Below are 13,242 nucleotides of genomic sequence, written 5' to 3'. Positions count from 1 at the left end.
AGCTATCCTACGACTTCCTCAACATCGTCTCCGTAGGAGATGGTCTCCCAGTTGGTTGGAGTGACTTCGTGACCCTCGAAGGCGTCGTACTCGGGGAAGGCGGAGAGGACGAGGACATCGACGCGTTCGGAGAGGTAATCGACGAGATGGTGGATGTTGGTATCGTCGAGACCGGTATGCCCGTCGAGTAGCATAACGGGAACCCGGTCAGCGACATCGAATGCTTCGTGGCCGGCAAGGGCAGCGATGATGCCGAGGAGTTCCCGCTCGCCTTCACTGAGAGCGTCAAGTCTAGCTTCGCGGCCTCCACGTGCGACGATGAGGTCGAAGTTGTTGGTGAGGCGTGCTGTCTCGAACCCAACGTCGAATCTCGTGAGAATGTCGGAGAGCGCCGAATCGAATGCGTCCCGAGTATTTCGCTTCACACGCTCTTTGCGTGTTCGGAGGTCCTCGACCTCAGAGCGGAGAGATTCGAGTTCCTCTTCGAGGACATCACGCTGCGAGGCTTCCGACTTGACTGTCTCAAGTTCGCCACGAGCGTCTTCAAGCTCGGCTTCCATGTATTTGATCTCACTCTGGAGGTCAGTCGCGTGGTCTTGCGTCTCACTGACCAGACCTTCGAGTTCGTCAATCTGTGCTTCGAGGGAAGCTTTTCGTTCTCTGGCCGATTCAAGATTCGTCTGTGCGTCATCAAGCTGGGATTCAAGCTCTCCGATGCGGTCGCGAAGGTCGCGTTCTTTCCGCTCCGCGTCCCGTACGGTCCGTTGTTTTTCTTGAAGCTCGTTTACCTTCTTGCGGAGAGTCGACTCTTGGTCGCGAAGTGAGTTAAGACGGTCAGAGATACTGTCTAACTGTGCCTCGACCTCTTCACTAGAGGTGTCGTTCCCACAAATCCAGCACGCAAGCTGGTCAGAGAGCATATCGTGAGAGACGTCTGTGAGAAGCGAGAGACGGTCTTCTTCGAGAACGCGCTGATTTACCTCATAGATCGACTGGAGGAGTTCTTTATCGCGTTCGATTTCGTGGAGATCAGATTGGAGATCCTCGAGGTCGTCTTCGAGCTCCTCGTGTGTTGGGACATCCAACATCTCAAGTTCCTCTTTCTTTGCTTCAAGTTCATCCCCGACGCGATCTGCGGTTGATTCGTACCGGTTGATGTCTGTCTTGGTCTTCTCGAGCTGGGCGCGGAGGTTACTCAGCTCGTCTCGAGCGTCACTATCTGAAGAAGCTTCGTTGTCGAGCTCGTTCCACTCTTCTTGGAGGTCTTCGAGTTGGGATTCGAGCGTTGTGACCTTCTCTTGGAGGCGCGGGAGGCGGTTAGCAGCGTTTTGGGCTCGCTCGAGTTCGGCCTCGACCTGTTTCTGTTCGGCTTTGAGGTCGGCAATCTGCTCGTCGACGTTCTCGAAATCGAGGGGACGTGTGAGGAGGTCCTCAAGGTTTTCACCCATACGGACGGCTTGCCGGACCTCATTGGTCTCATCGAGGAACGCAAAGAGGGCAGCACAGACACGATCGACATCATCGGTGAGGTATGGATTGCCGGATTGTGTAATCGTGCCGTTGGTACGGGCAAGATCGACAGCGTAGGTGGTGTCGTCGATTTCGAGCTCAACGTGACCGTGATCTTGGCCTTCAGTGAGGCTTGTTTCAGTCCCGAAGGCTGTTTCAATTGCGGTGAGGAAGCTCGATTTTCCTTGCCAGTTGCTCGCTCGGACGGCGTTCACACCGGATTCGATCGTAGCCTCCCCTCGATGGATGCCTGCGATATTTTCGATTTCTAGATTCCAGGTCATGGTTACGCGGTGTTGAGCATACTATCTATTAGCATAGGCGATTGGGACGAGAACGAAGTGGCTCCGAGCGCCAGTAGAGAGAGCAGGAGAGAGGTTTGTGATGAGGGCACAGAATTCATCGTTGTATCTGATTGGTGGTGTGAATCGTTTTCGTCAGATTCGGTATTCTCCGACGGATCTGGAGTTGAGTTGTTGGGTGGGTCTGTATTAGTTGGATCCGTCATATGGTCGTTACAGACGTATCCTCGCTTGATTGCATCTTCGATGGGGACCCGTGTGTCGCATTTGGGGCATTGTAGTCTGATTTCGACGTCGACGGTGGCTTGGTCTGCAAAAGGAACAACGCCGTCTTTGGCAAGTTCTGGAAGGATGTTTTCTGTTTTTGAGGCAGCCATTCGTTTCGCCGACGCGATGGCTTTCTCTCGAGTCGTAGTAGTGGAATTGGCTGTGGACTGAGTGTCTTTTTCGACTTCGAGACAGTTTTTGAGGTGATTTCGGATTGTACCGTGAGAGACGAGAGTTTTCTTGAGTTCGTCGATGTCCATCCCGTCGCCTTCGAGGTCGGCCGCGAGCTCGGCGCGTTGGATGTTATCTTCGTTTACAATAACATCGTATTCTCGGTCCAGATGGATGCTAACAGTTGATCTCCCGTAGTTTTCATATATCGACTTGAGAACACGTTTGTTGAACCAGTCTGTGAGTTTTTTATATCCTTCTGAAGTGCGGCCGTCAGTTCCAGTCCACCGTTTCGCGAGGTAGTCATCTACAGAGTCATAGTCAGATCCGGGGGCTGTTAACCCATACTCTGCGATGAGATCGTCGACTTTGCACATCTCCGGGGAGGAATTCTATGTCCACATCAATAAAAGCGAAGTGTTCTTCAGACCGCCCGACATTCAGTTAGACTGGTGCTAAATATCCGTTTCTCGTCCAAGGAGTGCCTAATTGAGCGGTGAGTACTTTGGAGATGTGTTCTCAATATCTGTGCTTCGTAACGCTGAGCGAGTTGCTGCCGGCCTATTCAGTTAGTGTGTGATAGGGGATGTGGAGGAGGTGTGTCCGGCATTCTTTGCAGACGATCGAGAGCTGTGGTCCTGTGTTATCTGTAAAGTGATTGAAGTCGAACTCGCCGTCAGAGGAAGTGTAGGTGGCTTCTCTAAGTTCCATAATAGCGAGTTCGGTGTTTTCACAGATAGGGCAAGGGTCACCTCGGGACCAGTTTGGATATTTGGTACTCTGTCGGGCGCAGATCTCATCTTCGGGCATTTGTTCGATGAGGTCGACCACTGTGTCGAGGTCGAGGTGACGATTGATATTGTGAGAATCAGTGGTCGGAGCCGTCGACTGGCTGGATGAAACATCGATTCCTCCGTCGGTGGATATCTTTCCGTTTTTCAGTGTGATGACGATGGTCGTCATGGGGGCATTCTACTATTGCAGGGAGCGGTTGGCAGGGCGGTACTTCCGGAGTGGTGTGTTTTGAACTAGTGGTGTGCTGACATTATCTAATTCGGATGGAACGGGCAGGCGGATATCGATCCGTAATGACTGCTTTAGAGATGGGAAGAGTAGGAAATCGACGATTGAATTCCGGTTCATGAGATACGCTTTTGAATATTACCGGATTGTGTGTTATACTCACCCGTGTTTACACCGTCAAAATGTATGAACATACACAGGTACAGAAGACGGAGCTTTAATCGATGATTACGAAGGGAATGTGTATCGGATCAGGTGTAAGATTGTACCCTCAACGGTGTCGAATTCGCAATGGGATGCCTTCTTTTGATTGAGTTGTAACCCGTGGTTCGAGTTCAATTGCTTCGTCGTTCTCCCAATCAAATTGGAATTTCTGCCCGATCGTTGCTAGGACTACTTTTGCTTCTAAGAGAGCGAACTCCCGACCGATGCAAGTTCGACGTCCACCACCAAAGGGGGCGTACGCAAAGTCGTGGAGTTCTTCCTCAAACTCATCAGTCCATCGTTCCGGGCGTAACGCCATAGGTTCATCATAGAACCGTCCATCTCGATGGATATGGATTATCGATAGGTGGATTTCGTGGTCCTCGGGAATCCGATATCCACCGACTTCGACATCAGTGAGCGTCCGGCGCGGAATCGTATGAACTGGTGGGTAGAGCCGTAGCGCCTCAGTAATTATTCGGTCTGTGAACTCCAACTCTTGGAGGTCGTCGTAAGTGGGCGAGTCTCCATCGAGAACTGTGACCAGTTCCGTATGAAGTTGCTCTTGGAGGTCTGGGTTCGTCGCCAGCGCGTACCAAGTAAATGCGAGAGCTGCGGCGGTCGTCTCGTGCCCCGCAAAAACCATAGTGATCAATTGATCTTCGATCTCTTCGATTGTAAGATCTGATCCATCCGCCCTATTACGCGCCTTTTGGAGCTGTGTGAGCAGGTCTGGAGTATTTGAGTGAGCACCCTGCTTAGAGTTCGATTGGCCCTCGGACCCACCTGTCTCGTCTTCTGAGATTCTTGTTCGGTCGCTTCCTTCTTCGAGTAATCTTCGAACCTCCTGACGAAGGCGCTTCGTGGATTGATTGAATCGATGCCGTGCTGGTGTCGGGAGCCACGGTGGCAGAATCCATGATGATGGTGTGAACCATTCGTTGAGTCCGTCAGCGGCATCACGAAGTTCTTGATCCTCGCCAGGGACCAACGAACGACCGAACAGCGTGGAAAAGAGAACCTCCAGAGTGAGGTTCTTCATCTCAGGCTCCATATCTAGTGTTTCACCCTCAATCCACGTTTCGAGACGTCGTTCGGTACACGCAACCATCTGCTCTGTGTAGTCTCTTATGTGGTCTCGGTAGAAGAGCGGTTGCAACATATCACGCTGTTGTCGCCACTTCTGGCCCTCGACCGAAAGGAGACCGTTCCCGAACGCGCGTTGATAGTCCTCGGTTTTCCCGAAGACTTCGACATCGGACACAAGGACACGGTCAAGATGGTCTGGGTGAGTGAAAACAAAAACATCGTCGACTGCCGGGAGAGCCATCCGGTAGATGTCTCCGCACTCCGACGTCGCCCTCTCTACAAACGTGAATGGATCGCGAGCGAACTGGACAGCGTTTTTTAGGACCGGATAACCCGACGGTGCCGGTGGTAGTTGGGAGCTCACGATAGTCGCTCTTTGTATCAGTATATGTAAAAAGTACCGCTGAGAGATGGGTTTCGGGTGGGTTTTGAAAAGGAAGGGTATTCCAATAAGCTCGAATCAATATCAGATTTGTGCGATATATTCATAGCATTGGGTGTGCACTTTAGTAACGGGTGAAAACAAGTGACGCAGTCCGAGCGTGCGACCACAAATCCACTCACGGACGAACGGATTGTCGTCCGTGAATTCATTAGTGATCTTGCTGGGTCCACCTCTTTAGATATACTGCGTTCACTCGACGAGGGCGCAAAGACGGCCTCGACTATCGCACAATCGGGAGAGATCACCCGACAGACGGTATCGAAACATCTCGTGCAACTCACCGATTTGGGGTTGACGAAAACAGCTGATACTGGTGGATATGAGCTGACGGCAGGTGGGAAAATCACGCTGGAAGCGTTTGAATCGTGTCCAAATGGTCTCGATCGCGAGCCACTCACCCAGCTAACTCGGTCAGAACATACCATCCCGCTGTTACAAACGCTTGCAGAGCAACCCAGCCGCCCGAGCGAATTGGTGGACATAACCAACGGGTCTCCGTCTCGCGCAACTGTTCGGAGAGCGTTACGGATGTTTGAGACGGAAGGATGGAGTGTAGAGAGCGACGGTGTTCACAGGCTCACGCCCGCTGGGCAACAAACAGTAGAACGGTATGAGGAACTGGCCGAGACAATCGAGCAGGTGTTGGATAAAGCACCTTGGTTCCAACGGCTCAATCCAATTAGAACGGATATTCCAGTTCGAGCCCTCGCTGACGCAAAGCTGTATGTCTCCTCACCCCACTCTCCGGGAATCGTCCTGGCGACAGCTCTCAAACTCTGCGATCCACGGCTTGACCACTTCCGCGTGTTGACATCGATTTTCAACCCGACGCTCTTTAGCGCGTACAATAAACTGCTCAAACTTGGTCTGAAAGGGGAGGCAATCGTCGACGCCTCGCTCTACCAGCGACTCCATGAAGAAGAGATGGAGTACTTTCTGGACGACTCAAACTACGACAACTTTCAGATATTCTGTCTCGACGAACCACTGACGCTCGGCATTGGTATCTACGATAGGGAGCAGATCGCGGTTGGGGCGTACAATAAAATTGGGGAGGGAGAACATATCGCGATGATCCTCAGTTCAAATGAAGCGGTAGTCCAATGGGGTGAAGAGCTCTATAATCACTATCGGAAACGGGCTCGAGACCCTGCGGAAATGTAGACGTATTGAGTGAGTTAGGGCTATTCGTCTATAATAGATTTCTTGACGCCAATCAGCTCTTCGTATAATTGGATTCCGTCTTCGATGAGTCCTTCGTCTTCTGCGTCAGTGCTATAGGTGCTGTCGAAAGATTCGATGTCGTGGGCGTAGTCGTTTCTTGCGTCTCGGATTTTATTGATGGTGTTGTAGTCCTCATCTTCGATGAGTCCGAAGCTTCTGCACCCGTTGAGACATCGGTCGAATCCCCAGTCGTCGTCATAGAAATTTGAGGCAGCAGGGTTGTCTTGAGCCTCCTCAAAGTAATCCTCTAGCGAGTCTTTGACATAGTTCTCGAAGTAGACAGACAGCAGGATTACGAGTATATTGTTTCGGTCGTGATTGTAGGCCCAGAGGACGTCGTTGAAGTGGTAGAATATCTCGGGATCGGATCGTCGGACCTTTTCTTCTAAATTGAAAGTTTCAAGCAGTTCTTGATCGGAATATCTGGCTATATGAGCCTTGATCGGTTCGACTATGCTGTGCTGTATTGTGGAATAATTCGCTGAGTTTAATTTGGAATAGACGATGTTGTTGTCTTTTTCGAAGGTGGGAGAAGAGCTACCGAAACGTGCGTATCGTACTCTTATCGGTAAGAGAGCGTCAAATTTCGAAAGAGATTCGAGAGCGATCTGATTTACCGCTGCACTCGATGTGAGTGGTTGTTCTTCGGTGAATTCGACGACTGCGATCGGTATCTCAACGGAGTCGGTTCCTTCGAGGAACCATCTTTCGAGATCGTCAATCTGATCTAACCCAGTCGGTTCCCAGCTTACTTCGCGGTATACTATGGCGTCGAATGGATGCTTGGTGAATTTCTCACCGGAGTCAAAGAGGAACGGGTTGAAGTAGGATAATCGGAGTTCTGGAGAGACTTGGAGCTTGGTACCACCAATATCCGTCAATTCGTCTTCCAGAATTCTCACGGCCTGAGTAGAGAACTCGCTGAATGGTTCAGCCGACATTTGTAGTTGTATACCCTTGATGTCCGATTGTGTAGTAGTTCTTTGGGACGGAGTTGATGGAACTCTTTTTTGTGTTCTGAGTGACCACTTGAAGCAGTGGTGTGTTCGGGACTACTCCGACTGTTCGTCGGCGAGTTCGCGAGCTCGTCTCGCGAGGAGGCGTTGTATCCAAGTTCGGTTTTCGTGCTGGTTCTCGTAAGCGAGGTACTGCTGGACTGTTTCTCGGGAGTGCATACAGTGCAGGCCCGCCTTGATGAGGCATGCGTTGGACGTGTCAAGAAATCGGTCCGGTGGGAGTTCCTCGAGGATCTTGTCGTCTGAGTCAGTCACGATGTCTTCACCTCCGTTGGATGACGCCTTACTCATAGGCAGGGGGTGAGGTGTGGATCGCCGGCGGGTCAGACCACGACTCTACTTCCTCCTGGACGGCTGTGAGGACGGCTTGCGCTTGCCTCGAATGTGAATCTTCGTTCGTCGGCAGGTCAATGAGCACCCGGAGTTCGAGGACATCCTCGAGTTCGATTCCCGGGACGGTGTAATAAAGCGTGTAGAGAACCTTGTCGTGGATGGTTTCAGGCGAGTCACCGGCTTGTGCGATCGTGTCCGGGTCGACGGTAGAGGCAGCTGTTGACATATGAAACACTTCACCTGCTTGGCGGTGGGGAGAAACCCGCGTGTCTGGGTGAATTCCCGTTCAGAGGTGATAGCGGTCTCCGTAGTTACCCCACGAAGAACGTTGCGGATGCCTCGCCGTGGGGTAACTTGAGAGAGACTAATCACCGTTGACGGGCGTGAGTCCCTCCTGGTACTCGATACGCTGCCGTTCCGACTCGTTGCGGTACGCAAGCGTCCATCCGTTTTCGTACGCGATAACGATCGCATCCTCGAGCGGATCGTAGTCGGGATCCTCCGGGTCGTAGACCGGTGCATCGTCAGGAACGAACGGACTCGGCTCTTCGTAGATGTTTCGCCCGCTCGCTGCCCAGACGGGGTCCTGTGGCTCCTGAATCGCTTCTCCGTAGACGTCACAGGGGGTCGTCTCCGGCCAGAGGTCGCGTTCTTGCCAGAAGGCACGCATCTCACGGAGACTCCGACGGACAGTTTCACGAATCCCGAGACTGTCAGCGGATTGCCAGCCATCGCGACTCCAGTACTCTCCGAGGTAGGCGACCTTCGCCGGCCCGTTCCAGTCCATCCCGACGATGTTCGCCGGCGGCGCACCTGTGAGCGTTGGCTGCGTGAGATCCTGGAGCGCCTCGTACTGGACGGGAGGACTCCCACCGAGGAGGTGAATATGGCGGCCACGCCAGTCCACAGGGTCGCTGTAGTCGTCTGCGTGGAGGGACGAGTAGCCGAGCGGATACCCGAGGACCTGGTCGTCGTCGATAATCTCGATTGCCTCATGGCACTTCGGGACGATAATGTACGTTGTCGACGGGTACTCTTCGCGGAGGTTGCGAGCGAGTTGGGTGTACTCGCGAGCGTCCTGCGGCGTGTCAGCGTCACCGATGACGGCTACATCGGGCTCGTACTCGCGGAACCGGTCGACGTATCGGTCGGGATCGGGGTCGTGGAACTCGTTGTCGAGCATAACCACCGGGAGGTCGACGTTCCGGTAGGAGTCGATCTGGAGGCGATAGTCCTCACGGATGCCCGTGGTGAAGCCAAGTTTGTAGGCGTCTGTCGCGAACGGCGCTCTGAAGAGGAAGCCGATATATGCGGGGCGACGGGCCGACTCGAGGGTGTCCGGCTCGGGTGCCGCGTGCGGTGGTGGGAACGGACGTTGTATCTCGGTCGAAGCCGAAGCTACCTGAAGAGAACTGGAAGCCATACGCGGGAAGTGTGAATAGCTGGTTGCGACGGTTCTTGACGAACGATACGGATGCCGTGCTGTGCAGCGGCTCAGGCCAGCTGCCGTGAAGAAAGACTCGCGAGACAGGTACTGTCCCGATAGATGGAGGAATTTATATCTCGAGCGTTCAGGTGACGAGTTGTGGTCTAGTGCGACGGTTAGGAGGTATTGCACTGATGGCGCTGCTCGCAACTCTGGCAGAGGAGCATCTGGTCGGGATCGTCCATCGCCTCGCGTTCGTGGTCTTTCAGTCGGTTATGGCCCCAGCGGTTGTACGCCTCGTCGGGTCCGTCGTCCAGGGCGGCGAACGCGCCGACGGTTGCTTCGAGACAGAGAATGCGCCGATAGACATCGGGATAGAAGAGCCGGATCATCCGGAGTTCTTTCCGTTTGGAGAACGCCCCACAGAGGCATTCTCCCGAGATTTCGAGCGTCTCCTTTACGGGTGACATCGGGAGGTCGAGGCTGCGTCGGTAGCGGCGAACATCGAGTGGAGTGAATTCGACGAGCGGAGAGATCGTCGGATAGCCAAGGAACTCCTGCTGACCGCTCGCGTCGACGTTTTCCATCCGGTTCTGCGATTCGTGCCGGGAGACACCGGAGATGAGAAGGAGGTCGTCCTCAAGCATCTTCAGGAAGCGCGAGAGCGGCTTCTCCTTGAGATTCCAGTACATATACTTGTGCGCTCCGGGGCCAGGGAAGCCAAACCGCTGGATGAGCGCCGTGTATTCCTCGTGCGGCCGACGGTACTCGTGCTCTCGGCCCGGATCGTCGCAGGGTGCCCCGACCTCGTAGTACGGGATGTCGAGCGCTTCTGCTCGCTCCTCGACAAATGCGGTCGTCTCCGGGATGCCGATCCCGGTGTTGATGTGGATGACACCATCCAGATCGAGGTAGTGAGATTGATAGACGACGTGCATCGCGGTCAATGAATCGTGGCCGCCAGAGACGAGCGCGTAGACACGGTCTGTTTCAGGGGCGGCCTCGATCACGCGACGAGCGGTGTTCGCAGCCTCGGCGTTGACGTCGTCGGGGAAACCCAGCCGGAAGTCCGACGTCGACGAGACGGCGGCAGTAGAGCTCATATTGAGGCGTCGTGGTCGAGGTTGTTTGTGAGGGCGAGCCAGAGAGCGTATGCGGCGTGGCGGTAGAGGACGGTCTCACACTCGGGACACCAGTACTCGACGGTGCCGAGTCGATTGAGGGCGGCGCTGAACGCGCTCGACCCATCGTGATGAATCGCGCATTCCTCGTTCAGATGCATCTCGTGGAGGTGGGACGTCCCACACTCGGGACAAGGCTGACCCGGCTCCCAGTCGTCGCGTGCGATGGCTGTGACGGAGTACGGTTCGTCGCTTGGACGGGGCCCAGTGAGCTGGTAGGAGGTCTCGCTGCGGGTGTCGGGGGACGTGGTGGAGCCTGTCTCGGTCATATGGATCACGCAGCCCGTTCGACGGGCTTTCAGGCTCGAAGAGCGAGAAAAACACACCGAGCGAGGAGGGGGCGGTTAGAACGGTGGTTCGACGTCGATCGCTGCGACGTACTCGTTGATATTTTCCTGTGGTAACGGGGCATGAGGAGTGGGTTCGTCGTCAGTTGTTGGGATCGCACGAAGCGCCGAAGCGAAGGTGCAGTGTGGACAGTCGAACCAGTAGGTCGCGTCCTCGTTCGGGGCGGGGTCAGTGAAGATGATGATGAGCGGATCAGCTCCGCATTCGGGACAGGCGTGGGCTGAGGCGCGCTGATGGTGTTGGCGGCGAGTTGTCGTAGAGTGAGCGCGAGAGGACATAGTGTTGGGAAGGGTGGGGGACAGAGATTAGTTCTTCTGTGAAGCGAACTGTTCGAGGGATTCCTGTTCGGTTGGGGCTGTCGAGGCGGTTGTGGAGTCGTCTTCCTGGTCGGTGGAAAGAGTGGATGGCGCTCTGGAAGTGACGCCGGGATCGCATTCGTGTCGGTTGTGGTGCTCTTCGAGGTAGTCAAGGCGCTCGGAGTGTGGGCGGTAAAGGATGGTGTCGTCGTCGGTGACGCAGTAGTTCTCGGGTCGCGCTCCGCAGGTAGGACAGTCGACGTACCAGGAGGGGTGGAGATACCAGCCCTCGCCACACCGAATACACGAGTGCTGTGCCTCGGCGTCTGAGTCGGGCACGTGGATGTCCAGGGGTGAGCGGTCGGTCGCGTGGACATCGAGTCCCGTGTTCTGTTTCATGTCTATACTGATGATCCAGTCCTGCTCGACGCAGGGATGCTCGATGACGGCGACGTGGGAGCGACGATAGTCGAGGCGCTGCGGCATACAGGTCGCGGTGTGGCCGACTTGGATTATCTGGCCGCCCGCGGCGATGAGTGGATGGAGTTCCTGTTTGAGTGCTGTATCCCGGCCAGTAGTGCGGCCAGCGTAATCGGTGGTCTGCTGGAACGCCTCACTCGGGAGGTCCACGAGGACGGTGTTGAAGATGCCGGCAGCGAATTCGGCTGCGAGTTCGCGCTCGTCGAAGTGGTACGCGGCGTCGACGGATTCGTCAACGCTCATCCGCACAAGGTGGCCGTCGTGGGGGAGTGACCGTTCACGCGTCGAGACGTTGAGGACACGCCCGGAGAGGTGGGTGGCAAGGTAGTCGGCGACGCCGGCTTGAGGCATAATCTCAGGGCTGAGGCGGATGTACTCGAGGGTGAGGGGCGTGTTCCCATTTCCGCTGGTCGCGGCGCCACCTGACGCGGTGGCTTCTGCGTTCGGGAGTGCTACGTCGGTTTCGTGTATTGGGCGGCGTGCCGACGTGATCTCGTTTTTGGGTTTCTGAGCGACGACACTGAGCCAGTCGTGCTGGCGGCCAAGGGTATTCCAGACGGCGACTTCTTCGAGCGTGTACTCCTCTTCAGGCGGCATAAGCGACGTCGTATAACCGAGCCGGATAACGCGACCACCGGGTTTCAGGAGGGCGTCGACAACGCGAGCGAGTTCGGTGACTGTGGGTAGTGTGTCCTCCTCGCAGTCGTAGGTGGTCGTGCTCTGTCGTTTCGAGAATGGCGGGTCGAGGACGATCGTGTCGAACGATTCAGCCTCGAGGATGTCAGGAAGGTCGCGGACGTCAACGTGATAGTCGGCGTCGATATCGGGATTGATGTCGTTCCGGACGATCCGCCCATCGTGGGTGAGCCGGGTCCGTCCAGCACACGCATTGAGGACGCGACCGTCGAGTTGCGATTCGACCCAGTCGCGGAGCTTCTGTGCGCCGAACGTCCAGCGGTCAGGCTGGACCGTCCAGTAGGAGAGCGAGGGAGGCATCTGGTGAGTGGAGAATGGTTTGCGGAGCGGGCGCTGTGAGGAGGGGTGAGTGTTACTGAGGGGTTACGTTGGAGGCTTGGCCGGTTCTACCGAGATTGTATCATATGTATCTGAGGTATCTGATGGTGGTGAGATATGTGAGTTACCAGACGGGGGAGACTCGATGTCGAGCATGATGAGTCCTCGGAGCATATAGGACGAGAGAAAACAGGCGATAGAGGCGTTAATTATTAAGTTAGGGTCTGAGAATTAGGAACGCGTATGGCAGACCTGATTGTCCAATCGAAGATTCGAGAGCACCTCGACGGAATGAATGTCTCGGCAGACTTCTTCGACGTGCTCGACGAGGAAGTCGCTGAACTCCTTGACGATGCTGCGCGTCGTGCAGAAGCGAACGACAGGAAGACCGTTCAAACTCGAGACCTCTAATCCGATCTCGTCACCCCATTTCGTTTGATTCGCTGTTGTTATCTGCACTTTCTGTAGCCGCCGTTTGATACGCTACACAGTGACGATGGTTTCGCAGTTCACGCATCGAAAGAGGATGGTCTCGCAGTCGGGATCGTCGTAGTCGACATCGTGGTCGGGGAGGACGGTCGGATCGGAGACGAGCTCGTTCCCTGTGAGTTTCTCGCCGCAGTCACAGGTGAGCGGCCAGTCGAGGGATGAGAGGAGGTCGCTGGCTGGAAGTACCCCATACGATGCTTCGTCGATGTACTCGTTCTGGGTTGGGGTGAGGAGGTCCTGCGAAACGGCGCTGTGCTGGCCGTCGAATCCGCCGTGCCAGAAGACATCGATAGCGCGATACTCGATGGTGAGCTGGGTCTTGCATCTCGCACATCTGACGTGGACGTAGTGGGTGTCGAAATTGTTCGGCACCCCTTCTTCGGTAGATTCGAACTTGGAGTTCTGACAGACTGGACACGCTGGCT

General features: G+C 55.0%; 14 protein-coding genes. 2 read left to right on the top strand and 12 right to left on the bottom strand.

Features of this window, described 5'->3' with window-relative positions; translation table 11 throughout:
- Positions 1–2: 2 nt before the first annotated feature.
- The 4 genes from NLF94_RS20515 to NLF94_RS20500 form a co-directional block, all read right to left on the bottom strand.
- On the bottom strand, positions 3–1,793 hold the full coding sequence (locus tag NLF94_RS20515; RefSeq protein WP_254841479.1) for an archaea-specific SMC-related protein: 1,791 nt from the start codon (positions 1,791–1,793) through the stop codon (positions 3–5).
- A 2-nt stretch (positions 1,794–1,795) separates the two neighbouring features.
- Complete coding sequence (gene rdfA / locus NLF94_RS20510; protein ID WP_254841478.1) at positions 1,796–2,626, bottom strand: rod-determining factor RdfA; 831 nt, start codon at positions 2,624–2,626, stop codon at positions 1,796–1,798.
- Positions 2,627–2,810: 184 nt separating this feature from the next.
- Positions 2,811–3,212, bottom strand: a complete 402-nt coding sequence (locus NLF94_RS20505) for a hypothetical protein (RefSeq protein WP_254841477.1) — start codon at positions 3,210–3,212, stop codon at positions 2,811–2,813.
- A 331-nt stretch (positions 3,213–3,543) separates the two neighbouring features.
- Positions 3,544–4,929 carry a cytochrome P450 gene (locus NLF94_RS20500; RefSeq protein WP_254841476.1) on the bottom strand — a complete coding sequence of 462 codons (1,386 nt, stop codon included), beginning with the start codon at positions 4,927–4,929 and terminating at the stop codon, positions 3,544–3,546.
- Positions 4,930–5,091: 162 nt separating this feature from the next.
- On the opposite strand from NLF94_RS20500, the gene NLF94_RS20495 reads away from it, so the two are divergent.
- A complete protein-coding gene (locus tag NLF94_RS20495; RefSeq protein ID WP_254841475.1) occupies positions 5,092–6,174 on the top strand; it encodes a transcriptional regulator FilR1 domain-containing protein in 1,083 nt (360 codons plus the stop codon).
- Between the two features lie 20 nt (positions 6,175–6,194).
- On the opposite strand, the gene NLF94_RS20490 is transcribed toward NLF94_RS20495, so the two are convergent.
- The 7 genes from NLF94_RS20490 to NLF94_RS20460 all read right to left on the bottom strand — a co-directional run bounded on the left by NLF94_RS20490 (position 6,195) and on the right by NLF94_RS20460 (position 12,310).
- Positions 6,195–7,175: a hypothetical protein gene (locus NLF94_RS20490; protein WP_254841474.1), complete on the bottom strand. Its 981-nt coding sequence runs from the start codon at positions 7,173–7,175 to the stop codon at positions 6,195–6,197.
- Between the two features lie 111 nt (positions 7,176–7,286).
- Complete coding sequence (locus NLF94_RS20485) at positions 7,287–7,505, bottom strand: DUF8129 domain-containing protein (RefSeq protein WP_254841473.1); 219 nt, start codon at positions 7,503–7,505, stop codon at positions 7,287–7,289.
- A gap of 28 nt (positions 7,506–7,533) precedes the next feature.
- Entirely contained in the window at positions 7,534–7,809 is a 276-nt protein-coding gene (locus NLF94_RS20480; protein WP_254841472.1) for a hypothetical protein, read from the bottom strand.
- A 138-nt stretch (positions 7,810–7,947) separates the two neighbouring features.
- Positions 7,948–9,201, bottom strand: a complete 1,254-nt coding sequence (locus NLF94_RS20475; RefSeq protein ID WP_254841471.1) for a DUF6610 family protein — start codon at positions 9,199–9,201, stop codon at positions 7,948–7,950.
- The gene (locus NLF94_RS20470) at positions 9,186–10,112 is read right to left on the bottom strand and encodes a phosphoadenosine phosphosulfate reductase domain-containing protein (RefSeq protein WP_254841470.1); all 927 of its coding nucleotides are present in this window, start codon (positions 10,110–10,112) and stop codon (positions 9,186–9,188) included. The genes NLF94_RS20475 and NLF94_RS20470 overlap by 16 nt, the downstream gene beginning before the upstream one ends.
- A complete protein-coding gene (locus NLF94_RS20465) occupies positions 10,109–10,459 on the bottom strand; it encodes a hypothetical protein (protein WP_254841469.1) in 351 nt (116 codons plus the stop codon). The genes NLF94_RS20470 and NLF94_RS20465 overlap by 4 nt, the downstream gene beginning before the upstream one ends.
- 384 nt (positions 10,460–10,843) lie before the next feature.
- Complete coding sequence (locus NLF94_RS20460) at positions 10,844–12,310, bottom strand: TRM11 family methyltransferase (protein ID WP_254841468.1); 1,467 nt, start codon at positions 12,308–12,310, stop codon at positions 10,844–10,846.
- Between the two features lie 261 nt (positions 12,311–12,571).
- On the opposite strand from NLF94_RS20460, the gene NLF94_RS20455 reads away from it, so the two are divergent.
- Positions 12,572–12,739, top strand: coding sequence for a DUF1931 domain-containing protein (locus NLF94_RS20455; protein WP_254841467.1), 168 nt, complete (start codon positions 12,572–12,574; stop codon positions 12,737–12,739).
- A gap of 72 nt (positions 12,740–12,811) precedes the next feature.
- On the opposite strand, the gene NLF94_RS20450 is transcribed toward NLF94_RS20455, so the two are convergent.
- Positions 12,812–13,189: a hypothetical protein gene (locus tag NLF94_RS20450; RefSeq protein WP_254841466.1), complete on the bottom strand. Its 378-nt coding sequence runs from the start codon at positions 13,187–13,189 to the stop codon at positions 12,812–12,814.
- Positions 13,190–13,242: the final 53 nt, after the last annotated feature.

Origin of the sequence: Natronomonas marina (assembly GCF_024298905.1) — an archaeon.
GTDB lineage: Archaea > Halobacteriota > Halobacteria > Halobacteriales > Haloarculaceae > Natronomonas > Natronomonas marina.
Note: the sequence above shows the minus strand (reverse complement) of the source record. Positions and strands in the feature narration are given on the sequence as shown.